The sequence below is a fragment of the Paenarthrobacter sp. AB444 genome (assembly GCF_028736865.1).
Taxonomy (GTDB): domain Bacteria; phylum Actinomycetota; class Actinomycetes; order Actinomycetales; family Micrococcaceae; genus Arthrobacter; species Arthrobacter nicotinovorans_B.
Genome location: NZ_JAQZBY010000003.1, coordinates 1 through 25,346 on the forward strand (window position 1 = coordinate 1; position 25,346 = coordinate 25,346).

The window sequence follows — 25,346 nt, forward strand, 5'->3', positions numbered from 1 at the left end:
ACCGCTGCAGGCCTCCCCCAAGGGAGGCCCGCAGCCGTTAAAACCCAACTAACCCGAGAAGAACTCCGACAATTCCGAGATCAGCTTGTCCGGAGCCTTATTCGGGCCGTCGTGGCCGAAGCCAGGCAGGATGGTGTAGCTGGATCCGGAGAGGACGTCGTGGATCTGCCCGCAGGCCACGCCGAAGTACGCGGGGCTCTTCTCCCCCACCACGATCAACGTTTCAAGGGGGAGGGCCAGGAACGGCTCGGCAGGCATATCGGCGGCAATGACCGCCTTGATTTCGCGGACACCACAAGTCATGAGCTCGCGCAGCTGCTTGCCCAGGGGAGTTCCTGCTGCAAGCTTGTTGGCCAGCGTCAGCATGGACAGCGGCATCCTCGCGAAGGCGCCGCCCGTCTCGACTCCCTTGATGAGCACGGCGAGGGCGCGATCATAGTCTCCTGCCGCCGTCGCGCGTTCATAGTCGTCCGTCCACTCAGCCTTGACGCTGTGGTTGACCGATACCGCGGGATCGTAGACGGCCAAGCGTTCCACGGGCAGCGTGCGCGCTGCGTGCAATGCCACCGCGCCGCCGAAACTGTGGCCGAACACATCCGTACTGGACGTGTGCTCCATGACGGTCTGGAGATCGCGGATGTCGGCTTCCAGGGTGTAGTCCTCGGCCTGCGGGGATGAATCGCCGCGCCCACGCCTGTTGAACGTGTGGACTGGCCGGCCGAGGGCGTCACTGAGTTTCTGGGCAAACCGCGTGTAGTCCGAGGCCGTCACCATCGAGGCGGGAACCACCACGACACCAGAGCCCGGCGATGCCTGCTCACCGCCGGTAGTGAATACTTCGAGGTGTCCGCCGTCGTGGGTCATGATGATGTCGCGCGTCATGTCACGAGCCTAGCCGAGCCACCTGACAGCACGCCGCATACCGGTCCCGTATGTGAATAAAGATAAGAAGTCAGCGTGTGAAGTAGTTCGAAATGTCCGTCACAAGCTCATTGACTGCCGCGGGAACGGAACCATGGAAACCTTTGGGGGAGACTCCCAGGGTGCTCCCAGGAACGGCCCTGTTCAGCCGTGCTGCGGTGACCTTGTAGAACTGTGGACTCTTCTTGCCCACCATGAAATGGGTGTTCGAGGGCAGCACGGAGAAGTCCTGCGGCGTGTCCGCATCCTCGAACGCGGCCTTCAGCTCGCCCACTCCGGATGGCAGCAGCTGCCGGAACAACTTGTTCACCTTGGTGCGGGAAACCACGGCCATAAGACCAGCCAGGATGGGCTCCGGTACGCGTGCCAGCGCCGTCCCGGGCTCCATGCCGCGCCGCATCCTTGCCATGGCCCGGTTGATGTCGCCTTGGTTTACCGCCTCTGCGAAACCATCAACCCAGCCGGTGTCCATGCTCCCGTCGATATTCACCGCGGCATCGTAGACAGCAAGCTTGCCGGGTTCGTGCCTGGTTCCCGCGAACGCCTGCGCGGCGTTCAAGGCGACGGAACCGCCGAGGCTATGGCCAAGGATATTGCGGGCGCCGGTAGCGTCCATGATCGTACGGACGTCCTCGATTTCCGTTTCCATGGAGTAGTTGTGCGGCTGGTCTGTGGACTTTCCCCGGCCGCGGCGGTCGTACACGTCCACGGCCCAGCCATCGCCAAGGCCTTTTGCCAGCGCGACGGAGAAGGGCCGGTAGATCAGGGCCGTGAGAAACGCGCCGCCGATCAGCACCACCCTGCGCTCCCCGGGCGCGTCTTCGGCGCCGTAGCTGTACAAGGCGAGGCTGCCGCCGTCGTGCGTCTTGATTCCACGTTCCTTCACCGGAACATCTTAGGTGGCGTCAGCCCGTTCTTCCGGGAGGCGGTTCGCTGAAAGGAACCGCGCGATCCGTGCAGCCAGACGCCGTCCAGGCCGCAGCGGACCTTCGTGGAATTGCCGCGGCACCACCGCGAACTCGATCGCGGGAACGGCGCCGGCCAGTGCCCGCCCTGTCTCGCCGAAGTACGACGGACTCCATCCACCACTGAGCATGAGGGTGGGCGTGGAGAGTTTCATGAAGTCGTGAAGGTGCGCGTCGGCGTCGAGGACCGCCCGCATTTCCACGACGGCGGTGGGCAGCAGGGAGCGCATCTCCAGTCCCAGCCTGGTTTGGGCCGACAGCACGCTCAAGGTGCGGAGGGCACGCAGCGGGAGGTAGGAGATGGGCCCGGCAGTACCCAATCCCTGCACCAGATGCGCCCACGCGTGGTCCAGTTGGCCCGCAGTGACTGCTTCCTCAAGCTCGGGCCGCCAACGGCTGCTCAGGTTGCCGGACAAGGACACCGCGGCGTCGTAGGTCACCAAGCGGTCGATGCTGATCTCCCGGGCTGCCTGCAGTGCCACGAAGCCGCCGTAGCTGTGCGCCACAACATCGGTGGACCCGCTCTTCTCCATGACTGCCTGGAGGTCCGCAATCTCAGTCTCAACGGAGTAGCCCGCAGGTTGCGGGGCGGAATTGCCGCGGCCCCTCCTGTTGTAACTGTGGACCGGGCGCCCCAGCAGAACGCTCAAGGTCCGCGCAAAGGACCAGTACAGGGAATCGGTCACCAAAGTGCCATGGACAAGCACGACGCCGGCAGGTTCCGCGGGCGCTTGGGCGCCGGGAATCGAGGCAGCGGCCGCCGGCCTGAAGCTGTGCACCTCAAGCTGCCCGCCGCCGTCGTGCGTTTCAACCATCCATGTCTCCACTGTCCGAGTCTATGCTTTTCCCCCTTGGGAAAGTCCGGAAGTGGAGGTCGGTAATCAACGGTAAACTTAAGGATTGTGACTTCCGCAAACACCCCAGCCCCGAACACCTCCGCAGGACCCATCGACGCCAGCGAGCAGATGCGCATCCGCATGGACAAGCGCGCCAAGCTGATCGAGCGCGGCACGGAGGCCTATCCCGTGGGCGTGGAACGGACCCACTCCCTCGGCGAAATCCGCGAAAAGTACGCACACCTCGAAGCTGACGAGACGACGGGCGACATTGTTGGCGTCACCGGACGCGTGGTGTTTGTCCGCAACACCGGCAAGCTCTGCTTCGCTACCCTCCAGGAGGGCGGCGTGGATGGCAAGGGTGTGCGCCTGCAGGCCATGCTGAGCCTGGCGAATGTCGGCGAGGAAGCGCTGGCCGACTGGAAGGCCCTGGTGGACCTCGGCGACCACGTGTTCATCAAGGGCGAGGTCATTTCCTCCCGTCGCGGCGAGCTGTCCGTGATGGCCGATTCCTGGTCCATGGCGTCCAAGGCGCTGCGTCCGCTGCCCGTGCTGCATGCGGAGCTCAACGAGGAAACCCGCGTTCGCCAGCGCTACGTGGACCTCATGGTCCGCGATGAAGCCCGCGAGATGGTTTACAAGCGCGCCGCCATCACCCGGTCGGTCCGCGACACCCTTGACCGCCACGGGTACGTCGAGGTGGAAACGCCCATTCTGCAGCTGGTCCACGGCGGTGCAACGGCCCGTCCGTTCGAAACGCACATGAATGCTTTCGATCAGAAAATGACCCTTCGTATTGCCACCGAACTTTTCCTGAAGCGTGCGGTCGTGGGTGGAATTGACCGTGTCTACGACATGGGCAGGGTGTTCCGCAACGAGGGCGTGGACTCCACCCACAGCCCCGAATTCACCACGCTTGAATGCTATGAGGCGTGGGCGGACCAGTTCGTCATGGCTGAACGCATGAAGGAAATCATCCTGAATGTGGCTGACGTTGTGGGTACGCGCACCATCCAAACGGAAGCCGGTGAGATTAATCTCGACGGCGAATGGGCGTGGCTTGCGGTATACCCCGGTATTTCAGAAGCCGTGGGCGTGGAAATTACCCCGGACACCACTGTGGAGGAGTTGTTGGCGATCGCCGCCAAGCACGACGTCAAAGCGGACCCGAAATGGGATGCCGAGAAGATTGTGGTTGAACTCTTCGGCGAAATCGTCGAGCCCACGCTGCTCAACCCGACTTTTGTGTACGACTACCCGCCGTCGGCCCAGCCATTGGCCCGCCCGCACCGCGAGGACGGCCGTTTGATCGAGGCGTGGGACCTCATTATTGGCGGCATGGAGCGCGGCACGGCATTCTCCGAGTTGATTGACCCTGTCATTCAGCGTGAACGCCTCACGGAACAATCGCGCAGGTCCGCTGCCGGTGATGAAGAAGCCATGCAGCTCGATGAGGACTTCCTCCGTGCCCTCGAATACGGTGCGCCGCCCATGGGCGGAATCGGACTCGGCATCGACCGTTTGGTCATGTTGTTTACCGGGGCCGGTATCCGCGAAACCATTCTTTTCCCCTTGTTGAAGCCTGAAGGGCACTGATCATGGAGTACATCGCAGTGCTGGCGCCGTCAGTGGTGGTCGGTTTGATTTTCTGGTTTGCCATGAAGTCCATCTTCAATGCGGACAAATCCGAGCGCCAGGCGGAAGCCCGCGCCCAGGAGGAAGCCAATATGAGAAATCAGGGCCCGGCTCCCGAAGGCCCAACCGCTAAATAGCCGAAAATTGGGTTCCGCTAAGCAGCGGAATCCAATTGTGCTTTGACGCGCGTGCTTGCCGTGACAGATAATCAAGAAAGAAACCCGGGGAATTTCTGATTATCCAAACCCTCCGAATGAGAGGCAACTCATGGCACAGAAAGTAAAAATCATCCTCGTCGATGACCTGGATGAAGGGTCTGCGGACGAAACTGTCCGCTTTGGCCTCGACGGCGTGAGCTACGAGATGGACCTGTCCACGGCCAACGCGGCTTCCCTTCGGAAAGCCCTGGAGCCGTATGTAGCCAAAGCCCGGAAGACCTCCGGTCGGGCGACCCGTGGCCGCGCTACTGCAGCCCGCAACCAGGACTCCGCACAGATCCGGCAGTGGGCCCGTGACAACGGGTACACGGTCAACAGCCGCGGACGTATTCAGGCCGAAATTCAGGAAGCTTATCAAAAGGCCAATTCCTGATTCATCACTTCAATGCCCCGGCAGTTGCTGCCGGGGCATTCGTTGTTTAAGCGTGCTTTTTTCGTCCGGCGGCATCCGTGACTGGGAATTCTCTGTGAATCTGCTCCCGATGGAAAGTGCCGGGGATTCCATTGTGATCCCGCTGAAGCGCGGGAGCATCCGCTCCGGCAGTGCGGCCCGGCATCCTGGAGGCCACCGGGCCGGCCTGCTACCGGGCCGGCCTGCGGGAGGATGTCACCGCCGTCGTTCCCGGTCAAGGGTTCCAAACGGATTTATTCCGCAACGGCGTCATGTTTCCCCTGTGGCGAACACGCTCCAAAAGTCTTCTCCGGGCACGTAGCATCAAAGTACGTCGTAGCTAGGAGTGTGGCGAAATGTTTGAGAGATTTACGGACCGTGCCCGTCGCGTGGTCGTCCTTGCCCAAGAAGAGGCAAGGATGCTCAACCACAATTACATCGGTACCGAGCACATCCTCTTGGGTCTGATCCACGAGGGTGAAGGCGTTGCAGCCAAGGCGCTCGAGTCCCTGAGCATTTCGCTCGATGGCGTCCGCGAGCAAGTGCAGGAGATCATCGGCCAGGGCCAGCAAGCCCCGTCCGGTCACATCCCCTTCACGCCGCGCGCCAAGAAGGTGCTTGAGCTTTCGCTCCGCGAAGCACTGCAGCTCGGCCACAACTACATCGGTACCGAGCACATCCTGCTCGGCCTCATTCGTGAAGGCGAAGGCGTGGCCGCCCAGGTGCTGGTCAAGCTTGGCGCCGACCTGAACCGGGTCCGCCAGCAGGTTATCCAGCTGCTTTCCGGCTACCAGGGCAAGGAGACCGCAGGAAGCGGTTCCGGCCAGGGCCAGCCCGAAGGTACCCCGGCCGGTTCGGTGGTGCTGGATCAGTTCGGCCGCAACCTCACCCAGGCTGCCCGCGAAAACAAGCTCGATCCTGTGATCGGCCGCGAGCAGGAGATGGAACGCGTCATGCAGGTCCTCTCCCGCCGTACCAAGAACAACCCCGTGCTGATCGGTGAGCCCGGCGTCGGTAAGACAGCCGTCGTCGAAGGCCTCGCCCAGGCGATCGTCCGCGGCGATGTCCCGGAGACCATCAAGGACAAGCAGCTCTACACGCTGGACCTTGGTTCCCTGGTTGCCGGCTCCCGTTACCGCGGTGACTTCGAAGAGCGCCTGAAGAAGGTTCTCAAGGAGATCCGCACCCGTGGCGACATCATCCTGTTCATTGACGAGATCCACACCCTCGTCGGTGCAGGTGCCGCAGAAGGTGCAATCGATGCTGCGTCCATCCTGAAGCCGATGCTCGCCCGTGGCGAACTCCAGACCATTGGTGCCACCACCCTGGACGAGTACCGCAAGCACATCGAGAAGGACGCTGCCCTTGAGCGCCGCTTCCAGCCGATCCAGGTCAAGGAACCTTCTGTTGCGCACGCGATCGAGATCCTCAAGGGCCTGCGGGACCGTTACGAGGCACACCACCGCGTGACGATTACCGACGGCGCCCTGGCCTCGGCCGCGCAGCTCGCCGAACGCTACATCTCGGACCGCTTCCTGCCGGACAAGGCAATCGACCTCATCGATGAAGCCGGCGCACGCCTGCGCATCCGCCGCATGACCGCTCCGCCGGAGCTCAAGGCCATGGACGAGCGCATCGCCGACGTCAAGATGGAGAAGGAATCCGCCATCGACGCCCAGGACTTTGAGGGTGCTGCCTCGCTGCGCGACAAGGAGCAGAAGCTCATTGCCGAACGCGCTGAGAAGGAGCGCACCTGGAAGTCCGGCGGCATGGACGACATCTCCGAGGTTGACGAAGACCTGATCGCCGAGGTTCTCGCGAACTCCACCGGCATCCCGGTCTTCAAGCTCACCGAGGAAGAGTCTTCTCGGCTCCTCAAGATGGAAGACGAACTGCACAAGCGTGTCGTCGGCCAGGACGAGGCCATCAAGGCCCTGTCGCAGGCTATCCGCCGTACCCGTGCAGGCCTGAAGGACCCCAAGCGTCCTGGTGGCTCGTTCATCTTCGCCGGCCCCACCGGCGTCGGAAAGACCGAGCTCGCCAAGGCCCTGGCCGAGTTCCTGTTCGGTGAAGAGGACGCCCTCATCACGCTGGACATGTCCGAGTACTCCGAGAAGCACACGGTTTCCCGTCTCTTCGGTGCACCTCCGGGCTACGTTGGCTACGAAGAAGGCGGCCAGCTGACCGAGAAGGTCCGTCGTCGTCCGTTCTCCGTGGTGCTGTTCGACGAAGTTGAGAAGGCACACGCCGATCTCTTCAACTCGCTGCTGCAGATTCTGGAAGACGGCCGCCTGACCGACTCCCAGGGCCGCGTTGTGGACTTCAAGAACACCGTGATCATCATGACCACCAACCTGGGTACCCGCGACATCTCCAAGAGCGTCGCAACCGGCTTCCAGTCCGGCACGGACACCCAGACCGGCTACAACCGGATGCGTGCACGGGTTACCGAAGAGCTCAAGCAGCACTTCCGCCCCGAGTTCCTGAACCGTGTTGACGATGTCGTGGTGTTCCCGCAGCTGACGCAGGACGAGATCATCGAGATCGTGGACCTGTTCGTTACCCGACTGGAGCGCCGCCTCAAGGACAAGGACATGGGCATCGAGCTCACCAAGGCCGCCAAGGTCCTGCTCGCTACCCGTGGTTACGACCCCGCAATGGGTGCCCGGCCCCTGCGCCGCACCATCCAGCGCGAGATCGAGGACCAGTTGTCCGAGAAGATCCTGTTCGGCGACATCCACACCGGCGACATCGTTGTGGTGGACGTCGAGGGTGAAGGTGACGACGCCAAGTTCACGTTCGAAGGCAACGCCAAGCCGCGGATCCCGGAGATCGCTCCTACCGCGTAAGTCATCTGGCCTGGCCCAACGAAAGCCCCGTTCATTCCGAAAGGAGTGGGCGGGGCTTTCGCTTGCCCCAGGCCCACTTCCCACCCCACCCCTAAAGTGGAGTTTTTGTACACCTATTGCGGCTAAGGTGGCTTGATAAGGGCATTATCTGTTCAAAAACTCCAGTGGGGGAGGGGAGCTTGCGCGTTTTGATGGTGGCCCCCGGTACCAGGGGTGACGTTGCGCCCATGGCGGGCCTCGGATGCCGCCTGCAGCACTTGGGCTATGAGGTCGCTATTGCAGCCAACCCTGCGTACGCTGCACTGGTTGTCGAGTCCGGCTGTGAATTCAGGCCGCTGCAGGGGGACTTGGCCCGGCTCATCAGGCGGCCGGCTCCAGGGGCGAAGCCGGAACCGGGCAACCTCGTGGAGTTCTGGCGCCAGCTGGGCCAGTACATGGAGAATGCCGCGATCGGCACGCTGGCCGCAGCCGAGGCCGGAGCCGACGTCATTCTGGCGAACTCGGTAGCGCCCTACGCGTACGACGTTGCTGAAGCCTTCGGCATCCCAGCCATCGGGGCCCATCTGCAGCCCACGGAACCCAGCTCTGCCTACCCTCCGGTGATCATGAACTCGGCGCGAAGCCTTGGCCCGTGGGGCAACAAGCTTATTGGCGAGCGTGCTGCAGCAGGGCCGGCTCCCTACGACGGTCCCAGCAGGCGGCTTCGCAAGACCCTGGGGCTCGCAAAGGAAAGCCGTGCGGCGGGCGAGAGACGCAGAAGGACGGCGCGGGCAATCACGCTCCACGGCATCAGTCCAACGGTGCTGCCGCGCCCTGCCGATTGGCACCATGGCCTGGTCATGGCCGGATACTGGTGGCCTGCAACGAGGCAGAACTGGCTGCCGCCGGAGGATTTGGAGGACTTCCTTGGGGATGGGCCGCCGCCGGTCTTCGTGGGCTTCGGCAGCAGCGCCCACATTGACCCCGACTTCATCCTCGAGGCTACGCGGCGCGCCGGCACGAGGGCTGTGGTGCAGGGGGTGGAAGGGCCCCTTGGCGATGACGCTATCGGCGTCGGGGATGTTCCCCATGAGTGGCTGTTTCCGCGCATGGCCGCGGTGGTGCATCACGCGGGGGCCGGAACGACGGCGGCCGGGTTCCGGGCAGGTGTCCCTGCCGTAGCTGTCCCTGTGTACACAGACCAACCACTGTGGGCCTCAAGGATTGCCGCGCTGGGGGTTGGTCCCCGCCCACTTCCGCACAAGACGCTGACTCCGGAGCGCCTCGGCGAGGCCATTGCGAAAGCCGCCCGCACGCCGTCGTACGGTGTGCGGGCAGAAGAAATGGCGGCAGCCGTCGCCGAAGAAGACGGGACCCTTCCCGTTGTCGAGGCACTGCGGCGGGTTGAAACCCGCGCCAATATCTGAAAGTACTGTTTCACTGTAAGTGAACCAGACTGTGATGACGAACACATTCGGTGTTGAATCGGAGCATGGACTCAGCTGATACCTCGGGCGCGCAGCCCGAAACCCCCTTTCATGACCTGGACCACTACCTCGCCATCCCGCGGGTTGGCGGCCTGACCCTTAGCCCGGATGGAAAACGCCTGGTCACTACCGTGACGACGTTGGATACCAAAGGAACTGCGTTCACTACCGCCCTGTGGGAGCTGGACCCAGCCGGCGAAAGCCGTGCGCGCCGGATCACCCGCAGTTCCAAGGGCGAAACCGGTGCTGCCTTCGCGGCCAACGGCGACCTCTACTTCACTTCGGCCCGCCCGGATCCTGAAAGCCCCGACGCTGACCCCGTCAACGCGCTGTGGCGGCTCCCGTCCGACGGCGGTGAAGCGCGCGTGGTCCACTCGCGTCCCGGGGGCATCAGTTCGGTCATGACGGCCAAGAGCGCCGACGCAACGTTCATCAACGCGGAGGTCCTTGCCGGCTCAACCGACGAGGAAAACGATGAAGAACGCAGGAAGGCCCGCAAGGACAACAAGGTCTCGGCCATCCTGCACAGCGGCTACCCTGTCCGGTACTGGGATGCCGACCTCGGCCCTGCGGAGCCGCGCATTTTCGCAGTGGAGCCGGGGGAGGAGAAGGAGTCCGGCAAGCCGGCAACAGTGGATGCTGCCGCGCCGCTTACCTTGCGGAACCTGACCTCCGGCGTCGGCGCCTCGCTTCGGGAAGCGAAAACCGTGGTGAGCCCCGACGGCAAGACCATCTACACCAGCATGGCCAAGGCCCTGGCCAAAGCCGATAGCCGTGAGGTCCTGGCTGCCATCGACGTGGCTACCGGTGCGGTCAAGGTGCTGCTCGACCATGAAGGGATGAGTTACTTTCCTGGCCCCGTCAGCCCGGACAACCGGACGCTGGTGGTGGAGAGCGAGAGCGACACAACGCCCACCCAGGCGCCCCAGGTGAAGCTGCACCTGCTGAACGTGGCGGGTGGAGAGGCCGCTGACCTGGAGCCCCTGGCCCACCAGTGGGACCGATGGGCCACCGCGCTCGCATGGCTCCCCGACGGTTCGGCCATCCTCGCGAAAGCGGACGACGACGGCGCATCGCCGGTTTTCCGGATCGACGTCGCCGACGGTGGTGTCACGCAGGTGACGCAGGACGGCGCAGCGTATACCGACGTCGTGGTTTCTCCCGACGGGAGCGCCGCGTATGCGCTTCGCAGCTCGTACGAGTTCCCTGCCGAGGCTGTGCGGATCGACCTCGCCACGGGAGAAGTGCTCCGCTTGCAGGCACCGGCGGAGCGGCCAGCGTACAAGGGACGCCTTGAGCGCGTGGAGGCAACAGCCGACGACGGCGCGCGGGTACCTGCCTACCTCGCCCTTCCGGAGGGGGCCTCAGCGGAAGATCCGGCGCCACTCCTGCTCTGGATCCATGGTGGACCCTTGGGCTCGTGGAACGCCTGGACCTGGCGATGGAACCCCTGGCTGTTGGTGGCCAAGGGCTACGCGGTCCTGCTGCCGGATCCGGCCCTGTCTACCGGCTACGGGCAGGAATTCATCCAGCGCGGATGGGGTGAATGGGGAAAGAAGCCCTTTACCGACCTGATGGCCATTACTGATGCGGTGGTGTCGCGACCGGATATTGACGAAACGCGGACCGCGGCCATGGGTGGCTCGTTCGGTGGTTACATGGCGAACTGGGTGGCCGGGCAAACGGACCGATTCAAGGCGATTGTCACGCATGCCAGCCTGTGGGCGCTGGACCAGTTCGGGCCTACCACGGATGCTGCGCAGTACTGGCTCAAGGAAATGACCGCTGAGATGGCCATGGCGAATTCACCGCACCTGAATGTAGGCAACATCAAGACGCCCATGCTGGTGATCCACGGCGACAAGGACTACCGGGTGCCGATCGGCGAAGGCCTGCGGCTCTGGTACGAGCTCCTGTCCTCCTCGCAGTTGCCCGCGGACGACAACGGCCAGAGCCCTCACCGCTTCCTATACTTCCCGGACGAGAACCACTGGATCCTGCAACCGCAGCACGCCAAGGTTTGGTACGGCGTGGTGGAGCACTTCCTGGCCAAGCAGGTCCTGGGCAAGGAGGTGGCGCTCCCGGAGGAGTTGGGAGTGTAGGTGTGTCGGGAGGCTGACGGATCAGCCTCCCGACATCCGTCGGATGTCGGCGGCGTAGGAGTCGAGGACATCGAGTATTCCGCGGTGCTGCCAAACCCGCTTGCGGCCGTGCCCTGAAGTCTCGTTGAGCACGCCACGGCCACTGAGCGTGTCCAGTGCGCGAAGCGTCGCCATCTCGCCGAGACCGAGTTCGCTCATCAGGAACTTTGTGTTGACCGCGGGTTGCCCGATCAGTGCGGGCAGCACCTTCCAGGCCGCCGCGTCTGCCCGAAGACCAGCCAACTTTGCCCGGGACTCTTCGAGCTCGCCGACAAGGTCGTCTACAAGTCGTGATCCAGTGGTGGCCGCAATCCGGGCTGCTCCCGCGAACTGACGAACTATTGGTCCGGCATCGCCCTCCCGGAATGCGCCAAGCGCGGCGAAATAGCGTGCTGTGTCCACCAGGAGACCGGCGGAGATTGGCACAGCTGTGGAGCCGACCAGGCCCTTGTTGCGGAGAATCGACTGAGCCAGCGCCCTACCCGTCCTGCCGTTTCCATCGGGGAATGGATGCACCGTTTCGAACTGCGCATGACTGACCGCCACCTGAACCAGTACGGAGACATCCTGGCGGTGGATGAACTTGACCAAATCCGTGATCGCCCCGTGAATACGGTCATGGTGCGGAGCGACGAACTCGGCCATTCGTGGTCCGGCTTGGCCAGGGCCGATCCACACCTGCTCTTCTCTGAAGCGACCAGCGCCTGCCGGATCGAAGCCGGGCTGGTGGAGCATCAGCGCCTTGTGCATCGCCAGTATGGAGTCTTCGCTGATATTGTCGGCCAGCCGAAGAGCTGCTTCCATGGCGCGGACATTTCCGACGACGGTCAGCGCGTTGGCCTTGTGGCCGGCGTCAATCTCGGCGAGGGCAAGTTGTTTCGCCGATGTGGTCAATTGCTCGATCTGCGAACTTGAGGCTGATTCCGTGCGCAAGAGGATCGCAGTCATGGGTCCAAGTGCGGGGTTGTCCGTGCCCAGCGTCTGTTGAGCGTGCTTGTCGAATTTCACGAGCTCACGAGTCGCGTCCTCGACGTCCGCAGCATCTTCCCCGGAAATTTCGGGAGTCCAGTGCTCAATATTCGCCGTCAAGGCTGCTTGATAGGGGCCGGTCTGTCGCTCAACCTCGGCGCGCGAGAACATCGCGGGCGCGCGAGGCTGCCAGTCGAAAGTCTCGAAGGAGACAGGAACAACCGGAATGCGTGGGGACGGAGACGTGGGCATGTTCCCACCATACCAACACTTAAGCCCATAAGTGTTGGTTTATTCCCGCCGTACCAACACTTAGCGGCATAAGTGTTGGTTATCGAGAGCGGAACCCACGCCTGCCTTCACGAAGCTGCCCCTTCCGCCCATCTCGTTAGGATGGGTGAGTGACTTCCTCCTTCAGCCTTCGCCCTGCCCGCACCAGCGACGTGGCGGCCATCAAGAGGCTCGTTGCCCCTCTGGCGGAGGAACGGATCCTGATGGCCAAGGAGACAGTGGCCTATTACGAGAGCCTCCAGGAGTTCCGGATTGCCGAGTCCGACGCCGGCGAGGTCATTGGCTGCGGCGCGCTGCATGTGATGTGGGAGGACCTGGCCGAGATCCGCACGCTGGCAGCGGCTGATTCCTGGCGTGGGCGCGGCGTCGGCCACACCCTGGTGGAGAACCTCCTGGAGGAGGCACGCGCCCTGGGCGTGAGCCGGGTCTTCTGCCTGACCTTCGAGGTGGACTTCTTCAAGCGCCATGGATTCGAGGTCATGGAGGACCAGTCCGCGGTGGATCCGCAGGTGTACTCGGAGTTGCTGCGCTCGCATGATGAGGGCGTGGCGGAGTTCCTGGACCTTGCCCGGGTCAAGCCCAACACCTTGGGCAACACCCGCATGATCAAGCAGCTGTAGGCCTCCAAGGCACTCGCCCGATTATGGGTGATTTAAAAACTCTTCTCGTATATCCAGTTGATGGATAAACTGATCACGGCTTGCTGGGGAAGCTTCCACTACTCGGTCAATGTGAGAGAAGATCATGCAGTCCCACGCGTCCATTTCAGATGTTTCAGAACTCCAACTCAGCGTCCGCGGTCCAGTGTTCACGCCTGCCGATCCCGGATTCGCCGCAGAAGTAGCGGCCTTCAACCTATCCACCCAGCACCACCCGGACCTTGCTTTCGGCGCCCTCGATGCAGAAGACGTCGCGGCGGCGGTCCGTTGGGCTGCAGAACGTCGAATGCCGGTTTCCGTGCAATCCACGGGCCACGGTGCCACCAATGCAATTGAAGGTGGCCTGCTCATCAGTACGCGCCGCATGCTGGAGCTCAGCATAGATCCCCTCGAGAAGACTGCCCGTGTCGGAGCGGGCGTCCGTTGGAGGGCAGTGGTCGACCACGCCGCCACATTCGGTTTGATGGGACTCTGCGGTTCAACCACCGACGTTGGCGTGGTGGGCTACACGCTGGGCGGCGGTTTGCCCATCCTTGGCCGCAAGTACGGCTTCGCTTCGGACCACGTGATTGCCTTTGAACTTGTCACCGCCGATGGCACCCAGCGTCGGGTAAGCAAAGACGAGAACTCCGAGCTGTTCTACCTCTTGAGGGGCGGAAAAGGGAACCTCGGCATTGTCACGGCCATGGAGTTCCACCTCTTCCCCAGCTCGGACCTGTTCGCCGGCGGCCTGTACTACGACGGCGAGCACGCCCCGGCCGTTCTCGAGCAGTTCAGCGAATGGGTGCCCGGGCTGCCCAAGGAGGCATCGGCGTCGTTGGCTTTCCTTCGCCTGCCGGACATGGACATCGTCCCCGAACCGTTGCGCGGAAAGTTCGTAGTGCACCTTCGGTATGCCTACCAGGGCGATGCCGAGGTGGCCACGCGGCTGCTGGAACCCATGCGCCGGAGCGCTCCCTTCATGATGGACGGGACCGGCCCCTTGGATTCAACCCAAATGGACATGGTCCATCAGGACCCTGAGCAGCCCGTGCCTGTGCGGGAGCGGGGATTCCTGTTGGATCGCTTGGACCAGGATGCCAGGGACGCCATTCTTCGGCATTTCGGCCCCGGCGTCCCAAGCCCCGTGCTCATGGCGGAAATCCGTCTCCTTGGTGGAGCCCTGGCCGTCTGCGCTGACGGTGAAGACATGGTGGGAGCGCGCGATGCAGCGTTCAGCTTCTTCATGGCCGGCATGGTCGTCCCGCCCGTGGCGGAGCTGCTTCCAGGAGTGTTCGACGCCGTCCGCGAGGACCTGCGTCCGGCCTCCAGCGGCGGGACTTTCGTCAATCTGCATGGGCACTTTGTGGACGCCGAGGACAGGGAACGGCCCTGGGGGCCAAGTGTCCGTGAGCGTCTGCGCAGGGCGAAGGCCGAGTTGGATCCGCAGAATATGTTCAGTTTTGGGCACGTTGTAGGGCTGCCGGTCATTGATCAGACCGTCCTGCTGGAAGACGTTGCAACTGCCGGCGGCGACGCCGTGCTGAACAGCTGAAGGGGATGCGGGCGATGGACCACAGGGTCACATTTCCGGATTTCTCCGCATTCCAGATCGATCTTCCCTACGGGCCGTGGCCGAATGATGCTTCCTGGTCGGGCGACCGGCACAGCGACCCGGATCTCTACTCGGCTTTCTGGCCGGAGTTCCCGGTGCTGCAGGAGGGCGGCGAGGTGACGCAACCGGCCGGCGAGGAGTAGCCCGGAAGCGCGCTGCACTTAGGTTGCGGATACATTCCACGACAGATCTGATTATCTGTCGTAGAATGTATCCATGAAAGGACGAAGCCAGCTCCTGGATCGGCTTCCACACGGGGCCGCCTTTAGCGTTAAGGAGGCGAGTCATTACGGCGTGCCCAAAGCAAGCCTCTACCGGCTGCGCGATTCGGGACTAATTGATCAGATCGGGCCAGGTCTCTACGTGACGGCGGAAGGTCTGGATGCGGACCTCGACTTGGTTGAGGCTGCGCATAAGGCGCCCTTGGCTACTCTGTGCCTGAACAGTGCGCTGGCACGCCATGGGCTGATCGACGAGATTCCGTCATCCATCGATTTGGCGATCCCTCGAGGAAAAACTCCACCCCAGGTGTTGGCGCCGGTAAATTGGCATATCTTCGACCTGGCGACGTTCGAGGTAGGGCGAACAGCCGTGCCTATCGACGGTGCGGACAGCGCAAGTATCGGAATTTACTCCCCTGAGCGTTCAATAGTCGATGCGTTTCGCCTCCGTGCTACCGCTGGCTACGAAACCGGTGTTGAAGCTCTTCGCAACTGGCTGAAGCGTCCAGACTCCCATCCGGCGCGACTGATGCAAGTGGCATCTGTTGTTCCCCGATCCAGCGGACCGCTTCGCCGCGCGTTGGAGGTCCTTCTATGACCGCCTCCAAGATTTACAATCAACTGCAGGCCCTCGCGCGCGACCGGGCTCGCCCCTTTGATGAAATTCTGGTCTTTTACGCGCTTGAGCGATTCCTGTACCGCCTCGGGGGCACACCCTATGCCAGGGATTTCTGCCTCAAAGGCGGAGTCCTCCTGTCTGCCCATTCACTTCGTCGGCCCACCCGTGACATCGATATACAGGCGCTCGACTTTGAGCTGGACGTCGCCCACGTCACCAAGGTAGTGGCAGCGGTCGCGGCTGTGGACACTGAGGACGGTCTTTCGTTTCACGCCGGATCTCTGGACATCGAGCAGATCCGTGATGAGGACGAGTACACGGGCCTTAGAGTTACACTGCCGGCGGCGCTGCATAGGGCAAAACCCACAATCAAGCTGGACATCAGCACTGGGGACCCAATCTGGCCCGCTCCCGAGCAAATCGAACTTCCGTTACTACTGGGCGGTTCAGTGAAGATGCAAGGCCATCCTCTTGTAACGGTAATTGCTGAGAAAACGGTCACCATGCTGCAAAGAGGCACAACCAGCACCAGATGGCGCGACTTTCTGGATGTTGCGGCCCTGTCAGACAGATACCCTTTTGCGGCAGCACACCTGAGGGAGGCAGCGCGGCAAGTTGCTCAGCACCGAAGTGTAGAGCTGGGACCTCTCCGCGCTCTCCTCAACGGCTACGGGCAGATTGGGCAAGCCAAGTGGGCTGCCTGGCGCGCAAAAAACAGGGCGGAAGACCTATGCGCGAAAGACCTCGATGATCAGGTCGAACGCGTCCTGGCTTTCATGGATCCAATTTTCGATGGAACCGCGGAAGAGCACCACGTGTGGAGCCCTGATCAGAGATCTTGGGCATAGCTCAGGCGACGACGGCAGGGAAGCTTCGTCCCCGGCATCGTGACCCAGTTTGCTGAGCGCAACCGGCCGGCGAGGAGTAGCCCGGAAGGCCTACCGGGGCTGCGGCCCCGGTAGTAGGGTCAGAGCACCAGCCACACCACGCCAGGAGCATCCAATGAAAAAGCTCATTAATGATCCACGGGCCGTGGTGGACGAGTCCGTTGAAGGGTTCGGCATGGCGCATGCCGACATCGTGGACGTCCACCCCGAGCCGAAGTTCGTCGTCCGGAAAGGTGCACCGGTACAGGGCAAGGTCGCCCTCGTTTCCGGCGGAGGAAGCGGCCACGAGCCCCTGCACGCCGGTTTCGTCGGGCTCGGCATGCTCGACGCCGCTGTCCCCGGCGCAGTCTTCACCTCGCCAACTCCTGACCAGATTATTCCAGCCACCGTCGCCGTCGACTCAGGTGCCGGCGTCGTCCATATCGTGAAGAACTACACCGGCGATGTCCTGAACTTTGAAACCGCGGCCGAGATGGCGCAGGCCGAAGGCGTCCGCGTGCGTTCCGTCCTGGTCAACGACGACGTCGCCGTGGAGGACTCGCTGTACACGGCCGGACGCCGCGGCGTCGGCGGAACTGTGCTGGTGGAGAAGATCGCCGGTGCTGCAGCGGAACGCGGAGACGATCTGGACGCCGTCACGGCCATCGCCGAAAGGGTGGTGGCCAACGTGCGGACAATGGGCGTGGCCCTGTCCGGATGCACGGTGCCGCACGCGGGAACGCCGAGTTTCGAACTCGCCGACGACGAAATCGAAATCGGCATCGGTATCCACGGAGAGCCGGGCCGCCACAGGATCGCCCTGGAAAACGCCGATGCCATCACCGACCGGCTGCTGGAGCCCGTGCTGGAGGACCTTGGCCTGAGCTCCGGCGACAAGGTGTTGCTGTTGGTCAACGGCATGGGCGGGACCCCGCAAAGCGAGCTGTACATCGTGTACCGGCGGGCGGCGCAGGTCCTGGCCGAACGTGGGCTCACAGTGGAGCGCTCGTTGGTGGGCAACTACGTGACGTCGCTGGAGATGCAGGGCTGCTCCGTGTCGGTACTCCGCTTGGATGACGAGATGACGGGGCTCTGGGACGCGCCCGTCCACACTGCCGCGCTGCGGTGGGGAGCCTGAGCATGGGCCTGGACGTCACGTGGGCGCAGGAGTGGCTGAGGTTGTCCGCCAAGGCAATGGCTGAGCACAGGGTCGAGCTGATTGAGCTGGACCGCGCCATCGGGGATTCCGATCACGGCGAGAACATGGACCGGGGTTTCCAGGCCGTGCTGCAGAAGCTCGATGAAAGCCCGCCGGAAACCCCGGGTGCCGCGTTGAAGGCCGCGGCCATGGCGCTCATGTCAAAAGTGGGTGGAGCTGCCGGGCCGCTTTACGGAACGGCTTACCTGCGGGCGGCCACCTCGTTGGGGGGAGGCGGTCGACGTCGACTCCGAGGCGCTCGCGGCAGCCCTCGCCGCGGCGCGGGACGGGGTTGTAGCGCGTGGCAAGGCCGAGCCTGGCGACAAGACAATGATCGACGCCTGGACACCAGCGGTGGAGGCTTCAATGAAGGCGGCATCCGACGGCGGAGAACCCTCGGCCGTGCTGGAAGCGGCCGCGAAAGCCGCGGAGGAGGGTGCCGAGGCGACGGATCCCCTGGTGGCTCGTAAGGGACGGGCCAGCTACCTCGGCGACCGCAGTGCCGGCCACCGCGACCCGGGGGCGGCATCAACCGCGCTGCTGCTGCGCGCTGCGGCCGAAGCAGCGGCCGGATCCGGCGTTACGGGAGCGGCCGGATGACGGTTGGGATTGTGGTGGTGTCGCACAGCAGCAAGATCGCTGAAGGAGCCGTTGAACTCGCCGCCCAGATGGCGCCCGACGTCGGACTCGTCGCCGCCGGGGGCACTGACGACGACCGGATCGGGACCAGCCTGGAGAAGGTGCTGGCCGGCGTCGAACAGTCACTGGTCGACTCCGGTGGCGACGGCGTGGTGGTGCTGACGGACCTGGGCTCGGCGGTAATGACTGCTGAATCCGCGATGGAGTTCGCCAGCAATCCCGACGCCGTGCGGCTGGCCGACGCGCCCTTGGTGGAGGGGCTCGTGGCGGCTGCGGTCGCCGCGCAGGGTGGTGCCGGCGTCGAGGATGTACGCAAGGCTGCCGAGGCGGCTGGCAGCGTCAGCAGTCCCGAAGCGGCCAAGCGCACTGACTTGCCGGACCCGTACGGTCAGGATGACCCGGACGCGAGCGGCGACTTCGAACTCATCAACCCCATGGGCATGCACGCGCGGCCGGCCGCGAAGATCGCCGGCGGCCTGTCGGGGCTGGACGCTGAGGTAACGGTGAACGGCGTCGACGGCATGTCCATCATGGCGCTCATGGCGCTGGCCGCCGGGCAAGGCTCCAGCCTCCACGTCGAGGCGCGGGGCAAGGACGCATCCAAGGCCGTGGAGTATGTGGGGCGGTTGGTCAAGGAGGGCTTCGGGGAGCTCTAGGATGAACCGATTTTGGCCGAAATATTGCTAAGTACACTGATTAGTGATGTGGTAGAGGTACAAGGTTCCTACGACGAAAGAGGTGCGACATGGGTGCTGACGACAAGTTGGAGAACACTGGCGAGAAGCTTGGCGGCAAGGCCAAGGAAGCTGCCGGAAAGCTGACGGACGACAAGGGCCTCGAAGCTGAAGGCAAAGGCGACCAGGTCAAGGCTGACCTGAAGAACGCCGGCGAAAAGGTGAAGGACGCCTTCAAGAAGGACTAGGAATGTGGACAGGGCCGCTGCACTTGCAGCGGCCCTGTCGCGTTGTGTGAACTTCTTGTGCGAAGCACTGCTCCCGCGGTGCGCTGATTGATGGAGGATCGTCGTGAACATAGTGGTAAAGCTGTTTGGACTCGCCGTGAGCCTCGGCGCCGGTGCGCTCGCCAACAAGACGTTGGAGGGGCTCTGGGAAAAGAAGACCGGCAAGCCCGCGCCCAAGGACGGCACGGACCTCGACGACTCCTTGCCAGGTGTCCTGGTGTTCGCCGTTGTGTCCGCCGCTGTTGGCGCAGTGGTTCACGTACTCACCCAGCGGGGCACCAAGAGTGCCCTGGCCCGCATGCAAAAGACGGCTGACGAGGTCTGAACCATGGCTATAGCTAAATTCCCCAACGTAGTTCTTGATTGCCCCGACGCGGCCGCATTGGCCGCCTTCTACGGCGAACTTTTCGGCTGGGAAGTCAAAGGCAAGGAAGACTGGTACGAGATCCGTCCCAGTGACGGCAGCAACTGCATCTCCTTCCAGCAGGTGGAGGTGTACCAGGCTCCTGTATGGCCCGGGCAGACCATCCCGCAGCAAATGCACCTGGACATGGTGGTGGAGGACCTGGACAAGGGCGAGGAGGCTGTGCTGGCCCTTGGCGCGACCAAGGCCGACCACCAGCCGGGCGAAACATTCCGGGTTTTCCTTGACCCGGCCGGCCACCCCTTCTGCCTCTGCCTCAGCTAGCCGCTTGGGTCGGCCGGCCCGCTGGGCCGGTCAGCCCTGCTGGGCTGCCCACTCTTCCACCCGGCGGTTGCTTTCTTCCTCCGAAAGGTCTTCAATCCGGGTCATGATGGACCAGCGAACGCCGAAGGGATCGCGGATGCTGGCGTAGCGGTCACCTGAAACAAAGGTGGTCAGCGGCTCGCGGACAGTGGCGCCGGCTTGCTCCGCCTTTCGGACCAAACCATCCGCGTCCGCGCAGTACAGGCCCATGGAGTAGCAGTCGTCCTCACCGTCCGGTGCCGGTACCAGGTGATACTCCGGGTTCGGTTCGCCGAGCTGGAGGTGGCCGTTTCCGAAGTCCAGCTCCGCGTGCACCACCACTCCGCCCATGTCGGTCTGGCCCACAACGCGGGCTCCGAAGACGTCGCGGTAGAACGCTATGGCTTCCCGGGCGTTGGGTACGGCGAGGAAGGGCGTGAGGCTGGTCAGCCCGTTGGGGACGCCGCGGGTGGTGTACTGCCCATCGGCTGCCGTGGTTGATTCTGTGCTTGTAGTATCGGTCATGGCTACGACGCTACGCTCCGGCCGCGCAGGGGCGCTTGCAGATTCGCGACAGGTTTGGAGGTCCGTTGGAGAGCTCCTTCAAGGGCATCCTGTATCCGGCGCGGCTGCCCACTTTCCATCGGCTGCCCGCCCCGGACGCGGTCGCGGAGCTCGTGGAATGGTTCTGGATTCCCGAATGGGACATCGAGCCTGGCCGTTCATCCCGGCAACACGTGATCGCCTACCCCGCCTCCAACCTCGTGGTCCAAGGCGGGGGAGTCGGATTTTCCGGCCCAACCACCCGTGCCGGTTTCCGCGACCTCAGCGGCAAAGGTTGGGCCGTGGGCGCCTTGCTCCGGCCCGCCGCGGTGCCCCTGTTCACGGATAACCCCGAGGCCTTGCGCGACCAGGAAGTCGCCTTACGGCTGGATGGCCTTCACGCCGCGGTTTCGGCCGCCATGGACCCGCTTTCCCCCGCGGCAACGCCCGACGACGGCGCCCGCCGGGAGCGTGCAGTGGCCGCCTTTGCTGCGTGGCTGGCTTCCAGGGATGTTGTTCCCACAGAGGAGGCGCTGCTCGCCAACCGCTTGGTGGAGGTGATCGCCTCGGACCGCGAGGTACTCCTGATCGAGGATGCCGCACGGCGCTTGGCGGTATCGCCCAGGACCTTGCAACGGGTTGCGAAGAAGTACGTGGGGCTCAGTCCGTCGGCACTCATTAGGCGTCGACGATTGCAGGACGCCGCCGAGCGCGCACGGTCCGATCCAACAGCGGACCTTGCGGCGATCGCCGTCGAACTTGGCTACGCGGACCATGCGCACCTGACGAACGACTTCCGGAAGTACCTGGGCTTTACGCCGAGTACGTATCGGAGGTCAGCTGGGGAGCCTTGAGCGCCGGGGCCTGCGGTTCGGCTGCGGCGGGGTCCGGTGTGGTGCTGTCGCCGCGGAAGGCTGCAAGCATCGCCTCCCGGTCGAACTGGCCTTCCCATTTCGCCACCACAAACGTGGCTACACAGTTGCCGAGCAGGTTGACCACGACGCGCATGGAGTCCATGAGCCGGTCCGCTCCGAGGAGCAGTGCAACCCCGGCGACAGGGAAGATGCCCAGCGCTCCTGCCGTGGCGGACAGGGCGAGGAAGGCGGAGCCTGGCACGCCGGCCATGCCTTTGGACGTCAGCATCAGCACTCCGAGTGCGGCCAATTGCTGCCCGAGGTCCAGGTTGTGGCCGAAGGCCTGGGCGAGGAAAAGCAGGGAGATGGAGAGGTAGAGCGCCGCGCCGTCGAGGTTGAAGGAGTATCCGGTGGGAACCACCAGGCCTGTGGTCGCCCTGGAGCAGCCGGCGTTGGTCAGTTTGGTCATGATCCGTGGCAGTACGGATTCGGTGGAGGCCGTGCCCAGGGCCAACAGGAACTCTTCGCGTGAGTACTTGATGAACTGCCACAGCGGGACGCGCGGGTAGACCCAGGCGACGACGAACAGCAGTCCGATGAAGACCAGGGCGGAGCCGTAGCATGCGGCGATCAGGAGTGCGTAGGTGCTGAGCGAGCTGAGACCGTACTGGCCGATGATGAAGGCCATGGCGCCGAAGGCACCCACCGGGGCAACCCGCATCACCCAGGCCATGATCTTGAAGAAGAGCTCGAGGGTGGTCTCCATGACGTCGATGACCGGCTTGCACTTTTCCCGGCCCACCACCACGATTGCAGCCCCGAAGAAGACCGCGAAACACAGGACCTGAAGCAAGGAGTTGGAAGCGAACGCGCCCACCACGCTGGCAGGGATGATGCCCAGCAGGAACTGTCCCGCATCCTTGGGTGGGGCGGTGGTGGTCTTGGCATTCACTGCATCCGCGGACAACGTGGCGGGATCGATGTTCAGCCCAGCGCCCGGCTGCACGATGTTGGCCACTACCAGTCCGAAAGCCAGGGCGAAGAGCGTGGCGGCGGTGAAGTAGATCAAGGCTTTCACGCCCACCCGGCCCACAGCTTTGACGTCTCCCACTGCGGAGATCCCTGTGACGATGACCAGGAAGATCAGTGGGGCGATGATCATCTTGATGAGCTGGATGAAGCCGTCGCCCAAGGGGCGAAGCGCGGAACCAAGGTCAGGCCATAGGTAGCCGATGCTGATCCCCAGCACCACGGCCACCAGGATCTGGAAGAACAGGGATTTGTACAAGGGCTTCTTGGCCGCCTGGCTCACGGCGGAGGCGGGTGCAGGGATCTTCAAAGTGGCGCCTATCTGTGCGATGGCCGTGCAGGGTCACGGTCCGGGATCACCTAAGACGCTATGGAAGGGTTGTTTCCGGGATGCTAATTCCAAGGGCTTGCTGTGTTTAATATCGGAATCAAGTTTCCATAATGCGAAATCTAAGGGCTTGGCCGTAAGCCATCCGCAGCCAGCACCACACCGGCGGAAATGAACCTGCCGCACTGTTCGCCGTACGGGTAAGCGCCTCGGGGTGTAAAGCTCACCGTCCGCACGGGCAGTGCCACACCGGCCTTGGACGTGCCGGTGACCGTCACTTCCATCGGAGACTCCGAGAGGGTGGGCAATTCCACGAAGCCGTGCAGCGTCCCGTCCGGAGACGAGGTTGCCGAGCACACGCCATCCGGTGTGCACGTCTTGTCCGAGGTCACGGCACCCGGGTTCAGCATGAGGTCCTTCTCGGTGCAGGCTCCGTCCTGGCAGGCCTTCAACCGCAGCGAGCCCACTTGGTCTGCGTAGTCGGCGGTGACTGTCAACGAGACGGCCGCTATATGCCCGATCGCGGGGCAAGCAACCGGCGCGTCTGCGCAAGCGGATAGCAGCGCCGTCCCGGCAAGGGTCAAAGCCAGCCCGATTCTCCCCATGACTCAGGGTAGGACGGCAACCCCTTCGCCGCTACGCCGGAAGCCGCAACCCGTCGTCGTGCATTTCGGCCAGTCCGTCGGCGAGCAGGCCGTCCAAGGCCCGCTCGAGCTGCTCCGGTGCGGAGTTGAGCCGGTGCAGGGCGGCCAAGGGAATGCCGATACCCGACGCCTCGAAGCCGAGGTCGGCGGGCGCGCGCTCGAACATGTCGCGCGGGACGGGGTGTGCGGCCTCGCGCAGGACAGCCATCACGGCACCGCGGACCTGGCGATCGGTGCCGTGCCAGGACTGGCCCTTGGGGGTGTACGACGGCGGCGGCTCACCGGCCGCGAGCCAGGCGCAGCTGTCGCGGACAGGACACTCCGCGCACTTGGGACTGCGGGCCGTGCAGACCATGGCTCCCAATTCCATGACCGAGGCGTTCCATCGCACGGAAAGGGCGTGGTCCTTCGGCAGCAGGGCGTCCGCAAGCCGCATTTCGGCAGCAGTGAGCGCCGGAGCCGGCAAGGCATTCCCGGAGACAAGCCGTGCATGGACGCGCCGGATGTTGGTGTCCACCACTGTTTCCCGGCGGCCGTAGGCAAAAGCCGCGACGGCGGCCGCGGTGTAGCTGCCGACACCCGGCAATCCAAGAAGTTCGGGAAAGGTGTCGGGAACCTTGCCGTCGTGCTCTTCGCAAATGGCGGCGGCGGCCGCGTGCAGCCGGAGGGCGCGGCGCGGATACCCCAACCGTCCCCAGTGACGTACGGCCGCGCCGGACGGTTCCGCGGCCAGGTGGGCGGGCGTCGGCCACCGTTCCATCCAGTCGAGCCACACCGGGAGTACCCTCACCACGGGGGTCTGTTGGAGCATGATTTCGCTGACCAGGATGCCCCACGCGGTGCAGTCCGGCCGGCGCCAGGGCAGGTCCCTGGCAGCCCCGGCGAACCAGCGGTCCAGGGCGTCGTGCAGCCGGGCAAGCTCATCGGAATCGGGGAGTGTCATACTGCCATCAACTGTAGTGGAACCAAGGTACAGGCCGGCTCATGGCCGACGTCACACAGGCCCGGATTGCTGCCTCGCGGCGTGGAGGTTAGGTGCTCCGTCGGCCACGAGCCTAGCCTAGATGCATGGCCACCAACGGTAAGCAGCACTCGAGCGCGCGCTCCGCCGCGCCGGCAAAGAGCGCTGCCCGGGGCTCCTCCAGTACCCCGGCAAACAGGCGGCGGCCCAGCCCTGCCGTGTACCGCCGTCGTCGTCAGGTCGTTTTCGGAGGGCTGCTGCTGGTGATCGCCCTGGTCGTGGTGGGTGTGCTGGCACTGACTGGCCTGTTCGCCGGTTCTCCTGAGCCCCAGGCTGTCAACACAACGGCGCCAACATCAGCGCCCACGCAGGGGAGCGCGCCGTCCGTGGCGGCGTCGCCGTCGGCCTCGCCCACTCCGGTGTGCGACTTCAACCTCATGACCGTCGCAGCGAAAACCGACAAACCAGTCTACGGTCCCGACGAAAAGCCGCTGCTGACCATGACCATCACCAACGGCAATGCGGCCCCTTGCGAGGTCAACGTAGGCACATCCCAGATGGAATACGTGGTGATGAGTGGCTCGGACCGCATTTTCTCGTCCAAGGACTGCCAGACCGGCGGAGTGGACCTGGTCAAGACCATCCAGCCCGGCAAGAGCGAAACCGCCAACTTCCCGTGGCAACGCAACAGGTCGCTCGAAGGCTGCGGCGTGATCAACGCCAAACCCGGCGGGGGCGGCGCCTACTACACGTTCGAGGCGCGGCTGGGGAACAAAGCCAGCCCCAAGGCTGTCTTCCAGCTGAACTGACCGCCCCAGCGGGGTGGAAACGCCCGATCTCGG

26 protein-coding genes and 1 pseudogene are annotated in these 25,346 nt (G+C 63.8%); 19 read left to right on the forward strand and 8 right to left on the reverse strand.

Annotation, left to right across the window (positions count from 1 at the left end; translation table 11 throughout):
• Nucleotides 1-48: 48 nt before the first annotated feature.
• The 3 genes from PQ627_RS05145 to PQ627_RS05155 all read right to left on the reverse strand — a co-directional run bounded on the left by PQ627_RS05145 (nucleotide 49) and on the right by PQ627_RS05155 (nucleotide 2,713).
• A complete protein-coding gene (locus tag PQ627_RS05145) occupies nucleotides 49-882 on the reverse strand; it encodes an alpha/beta fold hydrolase (protein ID WP_144663189.1) in 834 nt (277 codons plus the stop codon).
• Between the two features lie 70 nt (nucleotides 883-952).
• Nucleotides 953-1,807, reverse strand: a complete 855-nt coding sequence (locus PQ627_RS05150) for an alpha/beta fold hydrolase (RefSeq protein WP_274259019.1) — start codon at nucleotides 1,805-1,807, stop codon at nucleotides 953-955.
• 9 nt (nucleotides 1,808-1,816) lie between these two features.
• Nucleotides 1,817-2,713, reverse strand: coding sequence for an alpha/beta fold hydrolase (locus PQ627_RS05155; RefSeq protein WP_144663187.1), 897 nt, complete (start codon nucleotides 2,711-2,713; stop codon nucleotides 1,817-1,819).
• Nucleotides 2,714-2,788: 75 nt separating this feature from the next.
• On the opposite strand from PQ627_RS05155, the gene lysS reads away from it, so the two are divergent.
• The 6 genes from lysS to PQ627_RS05185 all read left to right on the forward strand — a co-directional run bounded on the left by lysS (nucleotide 2,789) and on the right by PQ627_RS05185 (nucleotide 11,383).
• A complete protein-coding gene (gene lysS, locus PQ627_RS05160; protein ID WP_274259021.1) occupies nucleotides 2,789-4,318 on the forward strand; it encodes a lysine--tRNA ligase in 1,530 nt (509 codons plus the stop codon).
• A gap of 2 nt (nucleotides 4,319-4,320) precedes the next feature.
• Nucleotides 4,321-4,494, forward strand: a complete 174-nt coding sequence (locus PQ627_RS05165) for a hypothetical protein (RefSeq protein ID WP_274259023.1) — start codon at nucleotides 4,321-4,323, stop codon at nucleotides 4,492-4,494.
• Nucleotides 4,495-4,624: 130 nt separating this feature from the next.
• Nucleotides 4,625-4,948, forward strand: coding sequence for a histone-like nucleoid-structuring protein Lsr2 (locus PQ627_RS05170; protein WP_144663185.1), 324 nt, complete (start codon nucleotides 4,625-4,627; stop codon nucleotides 4,946-4,948).
• A 374-nt stretch (nucleotides 4,949-5,322) separates the two neighbouring features.
• Nucleotides 5,323-7,815 (forward strand): ATP-dependent Clp protease ATP-binding subunit, encoded by a 2,493-nt coding sequence (locus PQ627_RS05175; RefSeq protein WP_144663184.1) that lies wholly within the window; start codon nucleotides 5,323-5,325, stop codon nucleotides 7,813-7,815.
• Nucleotides 7,816-7,994: 179 nt separating this feature from the next.
• Nucleotides 7,995-9,221, forward strand: coding sequence for a glycosyltransferase (locus PQ627_RS05180; protein ID WP_274259027.1), 1,227 nt, complete (start codon nucleotides 7,995-7,997; stop codon nucleotides 9,219-9,221).
• 65 nt (nucleotides 9,222-9,286) lie between these two features.
• A complete protein-coding gene (locus tag PQ627_RS05185) occupies nucleotides 9,287-11,383 on the forward strand; it encodes a S9 family peptidase (RefSeq protein WP_274259029.1) in 2,097 nt (698 codons plus the stop codon).
• A gap of 21 nt (nucleotides 11,384-11,404) precedes the next feature.
• Here PQ627_RS05185 and PQ627_RS05190 read toward each other — a convergent pair whose 3' ends face one another.
• Nucleotides 11,405-12,643, reverse strand: coding sequence for a Fic family protein (locus tag PQ627_RS05190; protein ID WP_274259031.1), 1,239 nt, complete (start codon nucleotides 12,641-12,643; stop codon nucleotides 11,405-11,407).
• Between the two features lie 149 nt (nucleotides 12,644-12,792).
• Here PQ627_RS05190 and PQ627_RS05195 point away from each other — a divergent pair, with 149 nt between their 5' ends.
• The 11 genes and pseudogenes from PQ627_RS05195 to PQ627_RS05245 all read left to right on the forward strand — a co-directional run bounded on the left by PQ627_RS05195 (nucleotide 12,793) and on the right by PQ627_RS05245 (nucleotide 20,127).
• Complete coding sequence (locus PQ627_RS05195) at nucleotides 12,793-13,302, forward strand: amino-acid N-acetyltransferase (protein WP_144663180.1); 510 nt, start codon at nucleotides 12,793-12,795, stop codon at nucleotides 13,300-13,302.
• A gap of 124 nt (nucleotides 13,303-13,426) precedes the next feature.
• Nucleotides 13,427-14,875 carry an FAD-binding oxidoreductase gene (locus PQ627_RS05200; protein WP_274259033.1) on the forward strand — a complete coding sequence of 483 codons (1,449 nt, stop codon included), beginning with the start codon at nucleotides 13,427-13,429 and terminating at the stop codon, nucleotides 14,873-14,875.
• A 14-nt stretch (nucleotides 14,876-14,889) separates the two neighbouring features.
• Nucleotides 14,890-15,078, forward strand: a complete 189-nt coding sequence (locus tag PQ627_RS05205; RefSeq protein ID WP_274259035.1) for a hypothetical protein — start codon at nucleotides 14,890-14,892, stop codon at nucleotides 15,076-15,078.
• 73 nt (nucleotides 15,079-15,151) lie between these two features.
• A complete protein-coding gene (locus PQ627_RS05210) occupies nucleotides 15,152-15,754 on the forward strand; it encodes a type IV toxin-antitoxin system AbiEi family antitoxin domain-containing protein (RefSeq protein WP_274259037.1) in 603 nt (200 codons plus the stop codon).
• Nucleotides 15,751-16,623 carry a nucleotidyl transferase AbiEii/AbiGii toxin family protein gene (locus PQ627_RS05215; RefSeq protein WP_274259039.1) on the forward strand — a complete coding sequence of 291 codons (873 nt, stop codon included), beginning with the start codon at nucleotides 15,751-15,753 and terminating at the stop codon, nucleotides 16,621-16,623. The genes PQ627_RS05210 and PQ627_RS05215 overlap by 4 nt, the downstream gene beginning before the upstream one ends.
• 154 nt (nucleotides 16,624-16,777) lie before the next feature.
• Nucleotides 16,778-17,779: a dihydroxyacetone kinase subunit DhaK gene (dhaK, locus tag PQ627_RS05220; RefSeq protein ID WP_274259041.1), complete on the forward strand. Its 1,002-nt coding sequence runs from the start codon at nucleotides 16,778-16,780 to the stop codon at nucleotides 17,777-17,779.
• Between the two features lie 2 nt (nucleotides 17,780-17,781).
• Nucleotides 17,782-18,439, forward strand: a pseudogene (gene dhaL / locus PQ627_RS05225) (dihydroxyacetone kinase subunit DhaL).
• Nucleotides 18,436-19,134: a dihydroxyacetone kinase phosphoryl donor subunit DhaM gene (dhaM, locus tag PQ627_RS05230; protein ID WP_274259043.1), complete on the forward strand. Its 699-nt coding sequence runs from the start codon at nucleotides 18,436-18,438 to the stop codon at nucleotides 19,132-19,134. The pseudogene dhaL and the gene dhaM overlap by 4 nt, the downstream one beginning before the upstream one ends.
• 89 nt (nucleotides 19,135-19,223) lie before the next feature.
• Complete coding sequence (locus PQ627_RS05235) at nucleotides 19,224-19,400, forward strand: CsbD family protein (RefSeq protein WP_144663172.1); 177 nt, start codon at nucleotides 19,224-19,226, stop codon at nucleotides 19,398-19,400.
• A 103-nt stretch (nucleotides 19,401-19,503) separates the two neighbouring features.
• Nucleotides 19,504-19,764, forward strand: coding sequence for a DUF4235 domain-containing protein (locus PQ627_RS05240; protein WP_144663171.1), 261 nt, complete (start codon nucleotides 19,504-19,506; stop codon nucleotides 19,762-19,764).
• A 3-nt stretch (nucleotides 19,765-19,767) separates the two neighbouring features.
• Nucleotides 19,768-20,127 carry a VOC family protein gene (locus PQ627_RS05245; protein ID WP_144663170.1) on the forward strand — a complete coding sequence of 120 codons (360 nt, stop codon included), beginning with the start codon at nucleotides 19,768-19,770 and terminating at the stop codon, nucleotides 20,125-20,127.
• A 30-nt stretch (nucleotides 20,128-20,157) separates the two neighbouring features.
• Here PQ627_RS05245 and PQ627_RS05250 read toward each other — a convergent pair whose 3' ends face one another.
• Nucleotides 20,158-20,670, reverse strand: coding sequence for a VOC family protein (locus PQ627_RS05250; RefSeq protein WP_274259047.1), 513 nt, complete (start codon nucleotides 20,668-20,670; stop codon nucleotides 20,158-20,160).
• Nucleotides 20,671-20,735: 65 nt separating this feature from the next.
• Between PQ627_RS05250 and PQ627_RS05255 the strand changes: the two genes are divergently transcribed.
• A complete protein-coding gene (locus tag PQ627_RS05255; RefSeq protein WP_274259049.1) occupies nucleotides 20,736-21,542 on the forward strand; it encodes an AraC family transcriptional regulator in 807 nt (268 codons plus the stop codon).
• Here the strand turns inward: PQ627_RS05255 and PQ627_RS05260 are convergent.
• From PQ627_RS05260 to PQ627_RS05270, 3 genes are all read right to left on the reverse strand, one after another.
• The gene (locus PQ627_RS05260; protein WP_274259051.1) at nucleotides 21,502-22,881 is read right to left on the reverse strand and encodes a cation:dicarboxylate symporter family transporter; all 1,380 of its coding nucleotides are present in this window, start codon (nucleotides 22,879-22,881) and stop codon (nucleotides 21,502-21,504) included. The genes PQ627_RS05255 and PQ627_RS05260 overlap by 41 nt on opposite strands.
• A 140-nt stretch (nucleotides 22,882-23,021) precedes the next feature.
• Nucleotides 23,022-23,504: a hypothetical protein gene (locus tag PQ627_RS05265; protein WP_274259053.1), complete on the reverse strand. Its 483-nt coding sequence runs from the start codon at nucleotides 23,502-23,504 to the stop codon at nucleotides 23,022-23,024.
• A 31-nt stretch (nucleotides 23,505-23,535) separates the two neighbouring features.
• Complete coding sequence (locus PQ627_RS05270; protein WP_274259055.1) at nucleotides 23,536-24,486, reverse strand: A/G-specific adenine glycosylase; 951 nt, start codon at nucleotides 24,484-24,486, stop codon at nucleotides 23,536-23,538.
• Nucleotides 24,487-24,611: 125 nt separating this feature from the next.
• Here PQ627_RS05270 and PQ627_RS05275 point away from each other — a divergent pair, with 125 nt between their 5' ends.
• Complete coding sequence (locus PQ627_RS05275; RefSeq protein ID WP_274259056.1) at nucleotides 24,612-25,313, forward strand: hypothetical protein; 702 nt, start codon at nucleotides 24,612-24,614, stop codon at nucleotides 25,311-25,313.
• Nucleotides 25,314-25,346 lie beyond the last annotated feature (33 nt).